The sequence below is a fragment of the Acinetobacter sp. SH024 genome (genome assembly GCF_000163635.1).
In the GTDB taxonomy this organism is placed as follows: domain Bacteria; phylum Pseudomonadota; class Gammaproteobacteria; order Pseudomonadales; family Moraxellaceae; genus Acinetobacter; species Acinetobacter pittii.
Genome location: NZ_GG753600.1, coordinates 421,690 through 438,196 on the forward strand (window position 1 = coordinate 421,690; position 16,507 = coordinate 438,196).

Below are 16,507 nucleotides of genomic sequence, written 5' to 3' on the forward strand. Positions count from 1 at the left end.
ATAACCGGTTTCTATAAATTAAACCCTAACGGGAATTATTTATAACGATCAACCATTTTCTCTAGAGAAATCGGGCGAATCTTGTCAGCATTTCCAGCTGTACCAAACGCTTCATAACGATCAATACAAATTTGCTTCATTGAATCTACAGTTTTAGCAAAGTATTTACGTGGATCGAATTCAGCTGGGTTTTCAGCCATAAACTGACGAATTGCACCAGTAGATGCTAAACGTAAGTCTGTATCGATATTGATCTTACGCACACCATGTTTAATTGCTTCTACAAGCTGCTCAACAGGTACACCATAAGTCTCTTTAATATCACCGCCAAACTCATTGATTACTTTCAACCACTCTTGCGGCACAGAACTTGAACCATGCATAACAAGATGAGTATTTGGTAATGCCGCATGAATTTCTTTAATGCGGTCAATTGCCAAGATATCACCTGTAGGTGGACGAGTGAACTTGTAAGCACCATGTGAAGTACCTACAGCAATCGCCAATGCATCTACATTAGTATCGGCAACAAACTGAGTTGCTTCTTCAACAGAAGTAAGAAGTTGTGAGTGATCAAGTACACCTTCTGCACCAACACCGTCTTCTTCGCCAGCCATACCAGTTTCAAGGCTACCTAAACAGCCAATCTCACCTTCGACAGAAACACCACATGCATGTGCTAAAGCAACAACATTACGAGTTACATCAACGTTGTATTCGTAAGAAGTAGGTGTTTTACCATCTGTACCTAATGAACCGTCCATCATCACTGAGCTAAAGCCAAGCTGAATTGAACGCTGACAGATATCAGGGCTTGTTCCATGGTCTTGATGCATTACCACTGGAATATGTGGCCATTCTTCAATTGCAGCCAAAATAAGATGGCGTAAGAATGGAGCGCCTGCATATTTGCGAGCTCCAGCTGATGCTTGAACAATTACAGGTGAATTGGTTGCATCCGCGGCAAGCATAATTGCACGCATTTGTTCTAAGTTATTTACGTTAAATGCTGGTACGCCGTAGTTATGTTCAGCAGCGTGATCCAAGAGCTGGCGCATTGAAATGAGTGCCATAATATCCTCCCAGGTAGTGCGGCTTATTCTACCCTGTCATTTATTTCAATTCAGCAACAAATCACAGTATTTCAAAAAAAATCCCTGCATTTGCAGGGATTTTTTAACAAAAAACAACAAATTAATGTGTTTCTGAAGCAGCAGCCTCACTTGGCGCACTACCTTCAACCACATCTGTATTCTTTTCATCTAGAACTGGCTTATCAATCGCATCAATTGCTGCTTGTTGCTCAGGCGTTACTTTTTCAGAAACAGCAGTAGATGCAGCTGATTCTTGCCCCGCTTGAGATGCTTCATCTTTCTTAGCACAAGCAGTCAACATCATCGGTACAATTAACATAGCAGCAAATGTAAGCTTTAAATTCATCACTATTTTCCACAGTTGGTGATTTAATACTCGACATTTTATTGCAAATATATGACAGTTTAATGACTTATCAATGAAAAAGGGATTAGTTACCCAATCCCTTCTTATTTCTATATAACAGTATTAAGCACGTTCAAGCAAAACAGCAACTGCTGGCAATGTTTTTCCTTCAACAAACTCAAGGAATGCACCACCACCTGTAGAAATATAACCAATTTGGTCAGCTACGTTATATTTATCAATCGCAGCTAATGTATCTCCACCACCAGCGATCGAGAATCCTTCAGATTGAGCAACCGCAAGAGAAAGTGCTTTGGTACCTTCACCAAATTGATCTACTTCAAATACGCCTACTGGACCATTCCAAAGGATCGTTTTTGATATTGTTAAAATATCAGCGAATGCTTTAGCAGTTTCTGGACCAACGTCTAAAATCATATCATTTGCAGTCACATCTTCTACTTTCTTCACAACAGCTTGAGCTGCTCCTAAAGAACCTAAGAAATCTTCAAAATTAATTTGCGATGCATCAGCAACTACAACATCTGTAGGAAGTGGAACACTTACTTTAGCAGCAATTTGTTTAGCAGTTTCAACCAAGTCAGCTTCATATAATGATTTACCAACGTTAAAGCCAGCAGCTGCTAAGAATGTATTTGCAATACCGCCACCAACGATCAGTTGATCACAGATACTAGAAAGTGAGTTTAAAACATCGAGTTTAGTTGAAACTTTAGAACCAGCAACAATTGCAACCATTGGTTTTTCAGGAGTTTGCATTGCACGGCCTAATGCATCTAACTCAGCAGCCAATAAAGGACCAGCAGCAGCAACTGGAGCAAAACGAGCTACACCTTCAGTAGATGCTTCTGCACGATGAGCAGTACCAAATGCATCCATAACAAATACATCACATAATGCAGCATATTTTTGAGCGAGCTCTGGATTATTTTTCTTTTCGCCATGGTTAAAGCGTACATTTTCAAGCAATACAACTTGACCAGCTTCAACTTCAACGCCTTCTAGATAATCTGTTAATAATTTAACTTCTTGGCCCAATACTTCTGTTAAATAAGCAGCTACTGGTGCAAGTGATTGTTCTGGCTTTGGTTCACCTTCAACAGGACGACCTAGATGTGAACATACCATCACTGCTGCGCCTTTATCTAAAGCAGCTTTAATAGTTGGTAATGCTGCACGTAAGCGAGCATCGCTAGTAATCACACCATTTTTGACAGGAACGTTTAAATCTTCACGAATAAGGACACGTTTGCCTGTTAAGTTAAGGTCAGTCATACGCTGAAAATTCATGTAAAGCTCTCTTTATGATTTTAAAAACGCGCCAATTTTAAATGATTACATCAAAAAAGGTTAGTTTTTTTGCATAAAAGCTGTAGAAAGCCCCAGTTTTGATTATGATAGAGGTAGTTATTTGATATTTCACCCATTATGTCTATTCATCCAGATCCACAAATCAATCGCTTAAATGTTTTAGGGGAGCCTTTAGCAAGTTGTTGCTTTGACCCTATTACAGGCTATTTTAGAAATGGTTTCTGCCACACAGCAGTAACAGACCTTGGTCAGCACACCGTATGTGCACAAATGACCTCTGATTTCTTAAATTTCTCTCAGAAAATTGGTAATGATCTTATTACTCCTTTGCCAGAAGTAGGTTTCCCTGGTCTGAAACCGGGTGATTTCTGGTGTATCTGCGTAACTCGCTGGGTAGAGGCTTATCAAGCTGGTGAAGCCCCTCCTATTAAAATACATGCATGTCATCAAGCTGTATTAAGCTATGTACCTTTAGATGTATTAATGGAATTTGCAGTGTAATGGTTCAGCCACAAATTATTTTGGCATCGAGTAGTCAAACTCGCAAAGACTTAATGGACCGTCTTGGAATTAATTATATTTGTATTAGTCCCGATATTGATGAAAGTCCTCGCGATGAAACCCATGCCGATGAACTTGCAAAAAGACTCGCTTTCACAAAAGCTCAGGTAATTGCTGAACAGAACCCATCAGCCATCGTTATTGGTTCAGATCAAGTTGCTTGGCGAGAACATGCCCCGCATGACTTTATTGGCAAACCGATGACTAGTGAAAATGCTAAAGCACAACTAGTAGATAATTCTGGTCGAACTGTTTTTTTTAGTACAGCACTTAGCGTGCAATGGCTCGATAGAAACTTTGAACAAACGCTCGTTGAACATTATCAAGTTAAATTTCGAAACCTGAATCAAGCTGAAATTGAACGATACGTTTTATTGGATCAGCCACTACATTGCGCAGGCAGCTTTAAGTGCGAAAGTTTAGGAATTAGCTTGTTTGAAAAAATGATAGGCCAAGACCAGACCACACTTATGGGTCTTCCTATGATTCAACTTTGCCATATTTTAAGGCAACTTGATCTACAAATTCCTTAATTCTTGATATTTTATAAATAGGTTATTTCCATGACAGAACCTTTAACAGTTTTAGGCGGTATTACTGCCGAGCAATTTTTAGCAGAGTATTGGCAGAAAAAACCTTTACTGGTGCGTAACGGATTACCAGAAATTATAGGTCTTTTACAACCTCAGGATGTGCAAGAACTTGCCTTGGAAGAACATGCAAGTGCCAGACTGATTCGCCAAAAAGATAAAAATCCAAATGAATGGCACGTAAAGTCTTCACCTTTAACCAAAGGTGATTTTCAAAAGCTACCAAAATTATGGTCAATTTTAGTACAGGCAGTAGATCACTACTCTTTTGATCTTTCTGAACTTTGGAAAAAATTTCCTTTTATTCCTCAATGGCGCCGCGACGATATTATGGTGTCTTATGCACCTAAGGGTGGTTCAGTTGGGAAACATTTCGATTTCTATGATGTGTTTTTAGTTCAGGGTCATGGTCATCGTCGCTGGCAGCTAGGTCAAATGTGCGATGTAAATACTGCATTTGTACCCAATCAACCATTAAAACTCTTGCCAGAAATAGATGTGCAATTTGATGAGGTTTTAGCACCAGGCGATTTACTCTATGTTCCTCCTGGAATGGCACATTATGGGGTAGCTGAAGATGACTGCTTAACTTTCTCATTTGGCTTTCGCATGCCAAACGTTGCAGGAATGATGGAACGTATTAGCGATCAATTTTCAGCTAATACTTTACTTCAAAATCCTGTTGTAGATATCGCACGCAAACAAATGAGCCAAATTGGCGAAATTAACTCAACTGAACTAAGCTATCTAAAAGACTTAGTTTTAGCTCAGTTGCAAGACTCTGCAGCACTTGATGCAGCAATCATGTCATACATGAGTGAACCGAAATATCCAGATAATATTCCAGAACCTGATGAGATCGAAGCCGATGATCTTCAAGAGATCTTACATGAAGGTTATGAAGTTCTATTAGAACCTGCCTCTCGCCTACTTTATACAGAAAATAACGGAATTCTAAACTTCTGGGGAAATGGCGAAGCGCTATGTATAGCTGAAACTTTCGCACCAAAATTAAAAGCTATTGCTGATGGAGAAAGCTTAGCTTTCGATAGCGAATTTAATGAGCTTGAAATCCTTGAGAATGTTGCTTACTTACTCAATGAATCTATTTTGATGCTTTTACCTCCTTCAGAGTAAGAAACTTTAATAAAAATGGACTTTTCAAAGCAACGGAAAGTCCACTTTTAAATTGGCCGACAAACTCAAAAATAGATTTGTTTTTTGTTTATTAATTTTCCTTTTTAAATTTTAAAGCGACTTATCGCAAAAATATTGAAGTTAAAAGATTTTGAAAAGGAAGTATAATTATTTAAATATATAGCCTAGAACCCTTTACCTTTCCCTTAAAAGTAAAACTTCAGCGTTTAAAAAAATAATATCTTTTTTCTATCAATAACAAACAATACCTTGTAAAATTAAATTATCTAGATTCTCATTGATAAAGATCACCGTTCAAGCTAATAGCAATTCATTTGTGAGAGGCTAAAATATGTCGAAAAAAGATGACATTATTAACACCGCATTAAGACTTTTTAACTCGTATAGCTATAATTCTATAGGTGTAGATCGCATCATTAATGAATCTGGCGTTGCAAAAATGACTTTCTATAAGCATTTTCCATCAAAAGAAAAATTAATTGAAGAGTGTCTACTTCTTCGAAATACGCTTCTACAAAACTCTCTTACTTCTGCCTTATCAAAACATGATGAGTTAGACCCTCTTGCCAGAATTAAAGCAGTATTTTTATGGTATTCCGACTGGTTTAATAGCGAAGATTTTAATGGCTGTATGTTTCAAAAAGCCTTGGAAGAGGTTTTAAAACAATATCCTTCAACACATCAACCTGCCACTTTGTATAAAGCTTGGTTGACTCAACTTATGCAAAATCTTCTTAACCAGTATGATGTAAAAGAGCCAGTTCCCCTATCTTTACTACTCGTTAATATTTTGGAAGGTATGACCATACAGGCTCAAGTCGAACATGGTTCAATAAAAATTAATGATTACTGGACTCGAGTAGAAAAATTAATCGATTTCGAAAGAGCAGCATAAAAATAAAGCGTGATATTCTTCTTCTTATATTTAATGATTCTTCTTATGTATCACGCTGCGTCTGAAAGTCATTTTGGTTCACAATTAGACGTTTTTTTCGACCTTACTGAACCAAAATATACAGACCTGTCTGTACAAAACAGATTATATATTTAAAAAATAAAAACTCAATCCTTTTTTATGATTTGTCTCAAGATAAATTAGATTTAACTATTTATCGAAAGCAAATTGAAATTGTTTTAGGTTGACTTCGTTTCACTTATACTTAACAATTACACTTATAACACAAAGCAACATTTTAGACACAAAAGAAATACAAATAGTTGTTTTTAATTAGAAAGACTACTTATTTATCAATTCCTCTTATATTGCTTTTCAACAAAAACAATTGGATTGATTAGTTTTGCTACATTCATTTTCATAAGATCAATCTATACTATGCCCGCTATATTGATATAGGTATAAAGTATGAAAGATGGACTCCAAATCGAAGAAATGAAAAATGCGGCTGATTCAGTCGTTGGAATTCTTAAATCTTTGGCTAATACAGATCGTTTATTAATTTTATGTCACTTAGCTTATGAGGAGTTAAATGTTTCTCAAATTGAAGAGAAGACCCAAATTACCCAGCCCACTCTTTCACAACAACTTATGATGCTACGCAAAAGTGATGTTGTATCAACCCGTCGTGATGGCAAGCAAATTTTTTATTCAATTAAGGATGACAATATGCATTCAATTTTAAATACGCTTCATCAGCTGTACTGTGCAAGTAAATAATATTTTTTAAATTATAAATTTATAATAATAGTAGTAACTTCCTGAAATATGCGATTTTTCAGCTTGAAAGCTTAGAGCCCAATCCAAGCACAAAGTTTTGAAAATTCGCGTAGCTTTTCTAAAAAGCTCAACCATATTTAACTTTTTGCCACCCTATTTTCTTTAGCCTATTCCATGCTTTCACAGCTTTTTGATATACCTCGTTTTTTAATGAGCAATTAACAAGCAAAATCACCAACTACAAAATTAAAAATATTAAATTAAGACCAATAAAAACAAATATTTAATATTACCACTAAGTATAAATACTTATAGGTGCTATAAAAAAGCTTAAGATTCACATCACTTAAGTATAAAATACTCCGCTTGTTCAACCTTTAGCCATGATTAGGTTAATAAGGCCTTTATATGCTTGCATTCTTTTCTCGATTAAGCTTAGTCACTAAGATTATTATCGCCATTATTCTAGGGATAGGCGTTGCATTACTATTTCCGAACGTTACGCCTTACTTAAGTTTATTTGGTGAGCTTTTCATTAAAGCCTTAAAGTCGGTTGCCCCTATTTTAGTTTTTGTATTGGTGCTTTCTTCTATTGCCAACTTCCAAGTGGGTCATAGCGCCAATTTACGCCCAGTCTTACTACTGTACGTTATAGGTATGTTGTTAGCCGCTTTTAGTGCTGTTATTGCAAGTTTATCTTTTCCAAGCACTCTTTACCTCAACACGGTTTCTCATAATAATTTACAAGCGCCTGGTAGTCTCGCAGATATATTAAAAAACTTGCTTTTAAGCTTTATTGCGAACCCTGTTCAAGCAATTAGTGAAGCTAACTTTATTGGTATTTTAGCTTGGGCAATTGGCCTAGGTTTAGCTATGCGCCATAGTTCAGATACCACAAAACAAGTGATGCAAGATGTTTCACATGCTGTAAGTGCTATTATTCATAAAGTAATTGCTTTTGCACCAGTCGGTATTTTTGGATTGGTTGCTGTGACCTTTGCTGATGCTGGTCTTGCGACGCTTGAGAGCTATGCACACTTATTAGTGGTGTTATTAGGAACAATGTTATTTGTTGCCCTCGTAGTGAACCCTATTTTAGTAGGTTTAACTATCCGTGGTAATCCATATCCATTAGTTTTTAAATGTTTAAAAGAAAGTGGGATCACTGCATTCTTCACACGAAGCTCAGCAGCAAACATTCCAGTTAACTTGGATTTAGCAGAGCGTTTAGGTGTTAACCCGTCTACAGCTAGTGTGTCTATTCCTTTAGGCGCAACAGTAAATATGGCAGGTGCAGCAGTCACGATTACTGTACTTACATTAGCAACCGTCCATACGCTTGGCATTCATGTTGATTTAGCCACAATGGTTATTTTATCAGTTGTTGCGACTGTATCAGCTTGTGGTGCTTCGGGTGTTGCTGGCGGTTCTTTACTTCTGATTCCAGTCGCTTGTAGTTTATTTGGTATTTCATCAGAAGTAGCAATGCAAGTTGTTGCGGTTGGTATGATTATCAGTGTATTGCAAGACTCTACAGAAACAGCCCTTAACTCATCTACAGATGTATTATTTACCGCAGCTGTAGATATTCGCTCTAAGCAAGCGTCTTAAACAAAATGCCATTTCAACGTCTACCAAACTGGTTCCAACTTGGAGCCTTTTTGCTGGCATTTAATGCCGGAATGATTAATGTCTTAGGGTTAATTACTCTTTTGCATCAATCTATTTCACATATGACTGGCAACGTTAGTATGCTGGCTATGAGTTTGGTAGAGTGGCAACCAGAACATATCATTTTTTTACTTCTGGTGATTATTTGTTATGTTTGCGGTTCATTTTATAGTGGTTTTATTTTAGGTAGTAGTCATTTTCGACTAGGTCGTCGTTATGGCTTACCTTTGAGCCTTGTTGCCTTATTCATTTTCCTTTGCTGGCTATTGCTTCCTTATTTTCCACGCTATGGATTATTATGGGCTTGTACGGCCATGGGTTTACAAAATGCGATGGTAAGCCACTACAAAGGAACGATTATTCGCACTACTCATCTATCTGGTGTGCTGACTGATATTGGTTTAGCACTTGGATATAAAGCCAGAGGCTTAATTGTAGAAAATCGACGTATTGTTTTACATTTACTTATTCTTGCTGGCTTCCTGCTGGGTGGAATTCTTGCCGCTTCAGTACATCCATATTTGAAACTACAATCATTTTTATTGCCAGCAATTTTAAGCTTAGCCTTAAGTATTTCTTACTGGATAGTTTATCTCTATAGTACTTCAACTTCACAAAAGGACTAAGACATGGTTAAAAATGCCTTACAAGCACAGCTATTAAAAGCTGGTTTAGTTGATAATAAAAAAGCAAAAAAATTAACAAAGCAAGCTCATCACGAACAACGTCTTGGACTAAGTAATGAAGCTGAAATCAAAGCAAATATTGAAAAAGCTCAACAAGAAAAGTTAGCGAAAGATCAGGCTTTAAATTTAGAAAAACAGAAACAGCTTGAAGAAAAAGCACTTAAAGCATCAATCATTCAGATGATTAAGCAGCACAAGATTACTGATTTTGCTGGGGATGTGGCTTATCAATTTATTGATGAAAATAAAATCAAAAAAGTGTATCTATCTCAGCAAGTTTATAATGCACTTGTTGCAGGTAGCCTAGTTATTGCTAAAGATCAAGATCAATACGCCTATCTTCCAAAAGCTTTAGGTGAAAAAATTGATCAAAAAATGCAAGGCTTCATTTTGATTAATAATGCTGAGAAAAACGAACAAGCCACTGATGAGGAAGATCCATATGCAGCATATGTTATTCCAGATGACTTAATGTGGTAATACGATACTTAGGCCTTTATGACCCAAATCTAAAGGCCTTTTCTAATATGTGTAGCTGTAATAATTTAACAAATGTTCAAAATACTAATAAAAAATACTTAAAGAATAAATTCCTTCACCCTTTATCTATTAATCTCGATATAATGAATAATATTTTTAGTCCTCGCGACGTTCTTGAAGATTTCTTCGAGTCTCCATTTTTGCGTCATGTATTAATTTAAGACGTACAACATTATCAGTTCATGTGTATTTGCATATATTCACAAGATCGAAACCCTAAGTGATATTGATCTAACTGACTTTTTGCAAATTAAATTGCAAAGATTTAATTAAGTGGCTTTTGTCTCAAAGGTAGTAATTCATGCTGAAGTGGTTTGAAAAACTTGTAGATCCCTACCCAACTAAAGGTTTAGATGAACCTTTACCGACTCGTTTTTTTCCATTTGTTTGGCAAGCTACGGAAGGCCTACGCCCTTACTTATTCTTACTTATTCTTTTTACAGCAGGTGCTGCAAGCTTTGAAGCCTTACTTTTTTCAAAGATTGGACAACTCGTAGACTGGTTAAGTAAAAGTCATCCGGAAAGCTTTTTAAGTCAGCATGCTACTGATTTACTCATTTTGATTGCGGTCTTATTTACCAACATCTTTTTTGTAAATCTTCAATCTATTATCAAACATCAAATTTTATATAGTACCTTCCCAATGCGTTTGCGCTGGCGTTTCCATAATCTTTTATTGAAACAAAGCTTGGACTTTTTCCATAATGACTTTGCAGGACGACTTTCTGCCAAGGTTATGCAAACAGCATTAGCAATCCGTGAGTTCTGGATTATTTTGGGTGACATGTTGGCATACGTCAGCATTTACTTCATTACAGTCAGCATTGTACTTGGCGCAATTTCACCAATTTTACTTATTCCACTTTTAGTTTGGTTAAGTCTTTTTTTATTAAGCGCATGGTTCTTCATCCCCCGCTTAAGTAAAGTTTCTCAGCAACAAGCCGATGCTAGAGCGATCATGACGGGCCGCGTAACAGATGCATACACCAACATCCAAACAGTAAAACTATTTGCTCATGCTGGACGTGAAAGCCAATACGCAAAAGCATCTATGAAAGAGTTTATGACTACAGTCTATGCTCAAATGCGTTTAGGTACCCTCTTTGAAGTCAGCATTAATATGTTGTCTGCTGTTTTGTTTGTAGGTGTAATTGGTACCTCTGTTTGGCTATGGACTCAAGGTTTAGCAGCATTAGGTGTAATCGCAGCAACTACTGCAATGATTTTAAAACTTAATAGTATGGCTGAATTTATGATGTGGCATATGTCAGCCTTATTTGAAAATGTTGGAACCATTCAAGATGGTATGCAAACATTAGGTAAAAAAATCAATATTCAAGACAAACCAGATGCAAAACCACTTGCAGTGACCAAAGGTGAGATTGTATTTAAAGATGTAAGCTTTGCTTATAACAATAAAAATGTGATTGATCACTTCAACTTGCATATTAGAGCAGGCGAAAAAATAGGAATCGTGGGCCGTTCTGGCGCAGGAAAGTCTACGCTGATCCAGTTGCTTTTACATTTTTACCATCTTAAGCAAGGTGCCATTTTAATTGATGGTCAAAACATCGAAGATGTAACTCAAGATAGTTTAAGAGCTAATATTGCTTTAGTTACTCAAGATACGTCTTTATTGCATCGCTCAGTTGCAGAAAATATTAAATATGGTCGCCCTGATGCATCTGATGCAGACATGGAGAATGCTGTAAATAAAGCCAAAGCTGCTGAATTTATTCCGCAATTGGTTGATTTAAAAGGACGTAGTGGTTATAACGCTCAAGTAGGTGAACGTGGTGTTAAACTTTCTGGTGGTCAAAGACAGCGTATTGCCATTGCACGTGTATTCTTAAAAGATGCTCCTATTCTTATTTTAGATGAAGCAACTAGTGCATTAGACTCGGAAGTTGAAGCAGCAATCCAGTCAAGTTTAAATGACCTGATGGTTGATAAAACCGTTATTGCAATTGCACACCGTTTATCTACTATTGCACAAATGGATCGTTTAATCGTTCTTGATGAAGGTCGAATTGCTGAGCAAGGAACTCATGAAGAGTTAATTGCGCAAAATGGTATATACGCACAGTTATGGAAACGTCAAACAGGTGGTTTCCTAATTGAACAAAAAGTATTACAGGGTCAAGATTAATGCTTTATTTAGAAGATTTGAAAATTGGTGATCGTTTCATTAGCCGTGAATATGAAATTACCTTAGATGAAATCAAAAAATTCGCAAGCTCCTATGACCCTCAACCCTTCCATATAGATGAAGAACAAGCTAAGCACGATCCAATTTTTCAGGGAATTGCTGCTAGCGGTTGGCATACTTCTGCAATTACTATGCGGTTATGGACGGAATGTATGCCGATTCATGGCGGCCTGATTGGTTCAGAGTCCAGCTTACGGTGGCCACGCCCTACTCGACCAGGTGATAAAATTCATGTTGAAGCAGAAATTTCAGCGATCACACCATCCAAAACAAAATTAGATCGTGGTATTGTAAGTTACGTTACGCAAGCCTTAAATCAAAATGGCGACGTATTACTTATTTCAACAACAAAAATTGTTGTCTTTAAAAAGAATGTTTAAAACATGGTTGATATGATTGTCTAACAGTTTTTATAAACTCAGATTATATTTCATGACAAGATGTGTAAGAAATGCATGTGACAAATTGATGAGAGCAATGGAACGCATATGAAAATTACCTCAGCTCGTCAAGATCAAGGTATTCCGGGTGTCTATGGCTTATTGCTATTAGATGTTGTTTCACGTTGGGGATATAACGATGAAACATTATTTGCTCCATTTCATCTTACTAGTGAGCAACTGGCCGATCCTGATTATCGTATTTCTACACCTGTAGCAAACGAACTAGTTAAACACGCGCTTAATTTAACTGGTGAAACCACGTTGGGTTACCATCTTGGTACTCAAATGCGTATTTCGATTCATGGCTTTATTGGCTATGCGATTATGACAGCCAAAGACATTACTGAAGCAATTGCCCTTGCAGCACGCTTTATTCAACTACGACTACCTTTTTTACAACTCTATTTTTCAACGTTTGGGCCAAAAGCTACCCTACAATTACAGTGTGACATCGAACTTGAACCTCTAAGAACAGAAATCGTTTTAGGTTTGACCATTGGTATTATGAGTATGGCCAAAGCGATTACGGGTATCGAAGATTTAGCTGGTGATGTAGATTTGGACTTTCCTGAACCAGAAGGCTTTGAAAAGTATAGAAATAAACTAAGCAGCACAATTCGCTTCAACCAGCCACATCTGATTTCAAGTTTTGATAAAAAATACTTAGGAATTAAATTAGTTAATGCTGATCCTATCGCAAGTCAGGTTGCTATTAATCAGTGCGAAGCAGAACTTTCCGCTTTAGGTGAGCGCCGTCGTTTAGCAATGCGAGTTCGTGATATTTTAAGTAATTCTGAACAACATTATTTAAGCATTGAAAATGTAGCTGAATGTCTACACATGTCAGACCGCACACTAAAGCGCCAATTAGCAGCGGAAGGAACATCATTTTCAACTTTAGTTGATGAAGTACGCTATCGACACGCAACATCTCTGCTTTCACGTACAGATTATAGTCTTGAGCAAATTGCAGATGAACTTGGCTATTCGGACGTTGCAAATTTTAGCCGTGCTTTTAAACGCTGGAGTGGCCGTAGCCCAAGCAACTGGCGTAAAGACCCATACTTATAATGTTTAAAACTATTGGACACAAGCTTAAGGAGTTACCATGAATCATCCTTCGGAACTGAAGTATGCACGTACACATGAGTGGGTAAAGATTGAGGGTGATCTTGTTATTACAGGCATTACCGATCATGCACAAGATGAACTTGGCGATTTGGTTTACGTTGAAACTCCGGAAGTTGGGAGTAAAGTTACTGCTGGCGAACAAGCTGGTGTGGTTGAATCAGTAAAAACTGCTTCTGACATCCATGCTCCTGTCTCAGGCACTGTAGTAGAAGTAAATATTGACCTTGAAGATGATCCTGATTTTGTAAATGACGATCCATATGGAAAAGGCTGGATTTATAAAATCAAACCAGACAATATTGCAGATGTTGAAAAACTTTTAACAAATGCAGAATATGAAGCTGGCTTATAAAAGATAGCTATATCTTTTCATATTTAATAAAAACCAGTTTAGTCTTAAACTGGTTTTTTTATCCATTCAAAATCTATTCAAATTCAGTTTTACGAATCGGTGACTTCTATGACAAAGCTTGTTGTATTCTCTGGCGCTGGCATGAGTGCTGAAAGTGGAATTAGCACTTTTCGTGACAGTAATGGTCTATGGGAAAATTACGACATCCAACAAGTTGCCACACCTGAAGCATGGCAAAAGAACCCTGCTCTAGTTCAACGCTTTTATAATGAGCGACGTAAAAATATTTTAGAGGCTGAACCTAACGAAGCTCATCACTATATTGCCAAACTACAAGACTACTTCGACGTACAAGTGATTACTCAAAATATTGATGATTTACATGAACGGGCTGGAAGTTCTAACGTTTTACATTTGCATGGAAATATTCGTTTAGCGAAAAGCTCTGGCCCGAATGCACAATTTACAACACAGTTTTACGATATTAATGGTTGGAAGCTAGATTTAGAACAAGACTTTTGCCCAGATGGCTATCCGCTACGTCCACATGTAGTCTGGTTCGGTGAAGCTGTACCTGCTTATGAAGAAGCAATTCAATTAGTACAGAGTGCAGATATTTTTATTGTGATCGGCTCGACATTAAGCGTATATCCAGTTGCAGCTTTAGTTCATGAAATTTCAAATCAATGTAAAGCCTACTATATAGATTCAAATGCTGATCATCTGCGTGTTCCCCACCAATATGAATTATTAAAGATGTCAGCGACTCAAGGAATGCATAGACTTTTTGAAAATTTAATCGGCTAATTGCTATTTATAGACACTAAATAAGCCCAACGTGAATAAAAAAAATTATTAATTGAACAAAAAATTGTCGATTTTTTTAACTTTATTCTAAATTTCTATACATTTTTTTTGACTAATAGCCTATTTATAACTCTATATCGATTTAATTTTTTTCAGAATGGCGTTTTTTTGTTGAAAAAATTTTAAAAAATAAATATTAAAAAATTATAAGTTAATGATTAATATTATAATTTTATATTTATAAAATCAATTTATTTCAAGTTACACAATGATACAAAAGTACAATATAAAAATAACAGTGCAAAAAAAATCTTTTGTGGTTGAATCTCAACCTCTTGGATGCCGTACAAGAAAACAGCGACCTGGATTAGGTTACAATCACGGATTATGGATATAAGGACACACATCCATTATGAGTTATTTTGATCCCACCCTCATCATGTTTATGGTGTACATCGTAGCAATGGTTCTTATCGGCTTATTTGCCTACCGTGCTACAAGCGACTTCTCAGATTATATTCTCGGTGGTCGTAGTTTAGGCAGTTTCGTAACTGCATTATCCGCAGGCGCATCAGACATGAGTGGTTGGTTGCTCATGGGTTTACCAGGCGCGATTTATCTTTCTGGTTTATCTGAAGCGTGGATTGCAATTGGTCTTATTATCGGTGCTTGGCTTAACTGGCTACTGGTTGCTGGTCGATTACGCGTTCATACTGAAGTCCAAAATAATGCACTCACGTTGCCAGATTATTTTACAAGTCGTTTTGACGATCAGAAAAAAGTACTTCGTATTTTCTCTGCCGTTATCATCTTGGTTTTCTTCGCAATTTATTGTGCTTCAGGCATGGTAGCAGGCGCCCGTTTATTTGAAAATTTATTCGGAATGTCATACACCACTGCTATTTGGCTCAGCGCAATTGCAACCATCAGTTATGTTTGTATCGGTGGATTCTTAGCGATTAGCTGGACAGATACATTCCAAGCTGGCCTAATGATTTTTGCTTTGTTATTAACACCAATTGTAACTTATCTTGCAATTGGCGATACAACACAATTTGTGACACTCATTGAAACTGCTCGTCCACATGCATTTAATATTATTTCAGATTTAAGTGTAGTGGCAGTTTTATCTTCCATGGCATGGGGTTTGGGTTACTTTGGTCAACCACATATCCTTGTACGTTTCATGGCTGCTGACTCTGTAAAATCAATCCCTGCTGCTCGTCGTATTGGCATGACTTGGATGATCCTGTGTTTAGTTGGTGCTGTCGGTGCTGGTTTCTTCGGTATTGCCTACTTCCAGCAACACCCTGAATTAGCAGCAGTTGTAAGCAAAAACCCTGAAACTGTATTTATGGAATTGACTAAAATCTTATTCAATCCATGGATTGTAGGTATCATTCTGGCTGCGATTTTAGCTGCTGTGATGAGTACATTGAGCTGCCAGCTTTTGGTATGTTCAAGTGCGCTAACAGAAGATTTGTACAAAGGCTTCATTCGTAAAAATGCATCTCAAAAAGAGCTTGTATGGGTTGGCCGTGTCATGGTTCTTGCGATTGCTGTTCTTGCGATTGCTCTTGCTGGTAACCCAGACAGTAAAGTTCTTGGCCTTGTTGCTTATGCATGGGCTGGTTTCGGTGCTGCATTTGGTCCGCTTATCATCTTGTCATTGTTCTGGAAACGTATGAATTTACAAGGTGCACTAGCGGGTATGATCGTTGGTGCAGTTGTAGTGATTGGTTGGAAAAATCTTTTCGCAGACACTGGTGTTTACGAGATTATTCCAGGCTTTATCCTTGCATTTATCAGCATCATTGTAGTGAGTCTTTTAACTAAAGCGCCAAACACGACAGTAACCGGCCGCTTTGAAAAAGCAGATGAACTCTACAAAGAAAGCGTATAAGTTATTGAA

The 16,507-nt window shown here is 37.1% G+C and carries 17 protein-coding genes; 14 read left to right on the top strand and 3 right to left on the bottom strand.

The genetic code is table 11. The annotated features are described in order from the left end of the window. Nucleotides 1–35 precede the first annotated feature (35 nt). From fba to HMPREF0013_RS07930, 3 genes are all read right to left on the bottom strand, one after another. On the bottom strand, nt 36–1,073 hold the full coding sequence (fba, locus tag HMPREF0013_RS07920) for a class II fructose-bisphosphate aldolase (protein WP_002121428.1): 1,038 nt from the start codon (nt 1,071–1,073) through the stop codon (nt 36–38). Nucleotides 1,074–1,194: 121 nt separating this feature from the next. Next, nucleotides 1,195–1,440, bottom strand: coding sequence for a hypothetical protein (locus HMPREF0013_RS07925; RefSeq protein WP_002121463.1), 246 nt, complete (start codon nt 1,438–1,440; stop codon nt 1,195–1,197). A 123-nt stretch (nt 1,441–1,563) separates the two neighbouring features. After that, nucleotides 1,564–2,751 (bottom strand): phosphoglycerate kinase, encoded by a 1,188-nt coding sequence (locus HMPREF0013_RS07930; RefSeq protein ID WP_005802335.1) that lies wholly within the window; start codon nt 2,749–2,751, stop codon nt 1,564–1,566. A gap of 138 nt (nt 2,752–2,889) precedes the next feature. Between HMPREF0013_RS07930 and HMPREF0013_RS07935 the strand changes: the two genes are divergently transcribed. The 14 genes from HMPREF0013_RS07935 to putP all read left to right on the top strand — a co-directional run bounded on the left by HMPREF0013_RS07935 (nt 2,890) and on the right by putP (nt 16,498). Further along, complete coding sequence (locus HMPREF0013_RS07935; RefSeq protein WP_002121396.1) at nt 2,890–3,273, top strand: DUF2237 family protein; 384 nt, start codon at nt 2,890–2,892, stop codon at nt 3,271–3,273. After that, nucleotides 3,273–3,866: a Maf family protein gene (locus HMPREF0013_RS07940; protein WP_002121436.1), complete on the top strand. Its 594-nt coding sequence runs from the start codon at nt 3,273–3,275 to the stop codon at nt 3,864–3,866. The genes HMPREF0013_RS07935 and HMPREF0013_RS07940 overlap by 1 nt, the downstream gene beginning before the upstream one ends. Nucleotides 3,867–3,896: 30 nt before the next feature. Then, nucleotides 3,897–5,060 carry a cupin domain-containing protein gene (locus tag HMPREF0013_RS07945; RefSeq protein WP_002121480.1) on the top strand — a complete coding sequence of 388 codons (1,164 nt, stop codon included), beginning with the start codon at nt 3,897–3,899 and terminating at the stop codon, nt 5,058–5,060. Between the two features lie 352 nt (nt 5,061–5,412). Next, nucleotides 5,413–5,976: a TetR/AcrR family transcriptional regulator gene (locus tag HMPREF0013_RS07950; protein ID WP_002121343.1), complete on the top strand. Its 564-nt coding sequence runs from the start codon at nt 5,413–5,415 to the stop codon at nt 5,974–5,976. Between the two features lie 468 nt (nt 5,977–6,444). After that, nucleotides 6,445–6,756, top strand: coding sequence for an ArsR/SmtB family transcription factor (locus HMPREF0013_RS07955; protein ID WP_002121379.1), 312 nt, complete (start codon nt 6,445–6,447; stop codon nt 6,754–6,756). A gap of 408 nt (nt 6,757–7,164) precedes the next feature. Beyond that, on the top strand, nt 7,165–8,367 hold the full coding sequence (gene sstT, locus HMPREF0013_RS07960; RefSeq protein ID WP_002121409.1) for a serine/threonine transporter SstT: 1,203 nt from the start codon (nt 7,165–7,167) through the stop codon (nt 8,365–8,367). A gap of 5 nt (nt 8,368–8,372) precedes the next feature. Further along, nucleotides 8,373–9,053, top strand: coding sequence for a YoaK family protein (locus tag HMPREF0013_RS07965; RefSeq protein ID WP_002121399.1), 681 nt, complete (start codon nt 8,373–8,375; stop codon nt 9,051–9,053). 3 nt (nt 9,054–9,056) lie between these two features. Further along, nucleotides 9,057–9,593, top strand: a complete 537-nt coding sequence (locus HMPREF0013_RS07970; protein WP_002121466.1) for a DUF2058 domain-containing protein — start codon at nt 9,057–9,059, stop codon at nt 9,591–9,593. Nucleotides 9,594–9,954: 361 nt separating this feature from the next. After that, entirely contained in the window at nt 9,955–11,802 is a 1,848-nt protein-coding gene (locus tag HMPREF0013_RS07975) for an ABC transporter ATP-binding protein (protein WP_002121372.1), read from the top strand. After that, nucleotides 11,802–12,242: a MaoC family dehydratase gene (locus HMPREF0013_RS07980; protein ID WP_002121358.1), complete on the top strand. Its 441-nt coding sequence runs from the start codon at nt 11,802–11,804 to the stop codon at nt 12,240–12,242. The genes HMPREF0013_RS07975 and HMPREF0013_RS07980 overlap by 1 nt, the downstream gene beginning before the upstream one ends. A gap of 108 nt (nt 12,243–12,350) precedes the next feature. Further along, entirely contained in the window at nt 12,351–13,376 is a 1,026-nt protein-coding gene (locus tag HMPREF0013_RS07985) for an AraC family transcriptional regulator (RefSeq protein WP_002121430.1), read from the top strand. Between the two features lie 37 nt (nt 13,377–13,413). Further along, nucleotides 13,414–13,788 carry a glycine cleavage system protein GcvH gene (gene gcvH / locus HMPREF0013_RS07990; RefSeq protein ID WP_002121417.1) on the top strand — a complete coding sequence of 125 codons (375 nt, stop codon included), beginning with the start codon at nt 13,414–13,416 and terminating at the stop codon, nt 13,786–13,788. A 99-nt stretch (nt 13,789–13,887) separates the two neighbouring features. Next, nucleotides 13,888–14,595 carry an SIR2 family NAD-dependent protein deacylase gene (locus HMPREF0013_RS07995; RefSeq protein WP_079377659.1) on the top strand — a complete coding sequence of 236 codons (708 nt, stop codon included), beginning with the start codon at nt 13,888–13,890 and terminating at the stop codon, nt 14,593–14,595. A gap of 412 nt (nt 14,596–15,007) precedes the next feature. Further along, nucleotides 15,008–16,498, top strand: coding sequence for a sodium/proline symporter PutP (gene putP, locus HMPREF0013_RS08000; protein WP_002121403.1), 1,491 nt, complete (start codon nt 15,008–15,010; stop codon nt 16,496–16,498). The last annotated feature ends 9 nt before the right edge of the window (nt 16,499–16,507 follow it).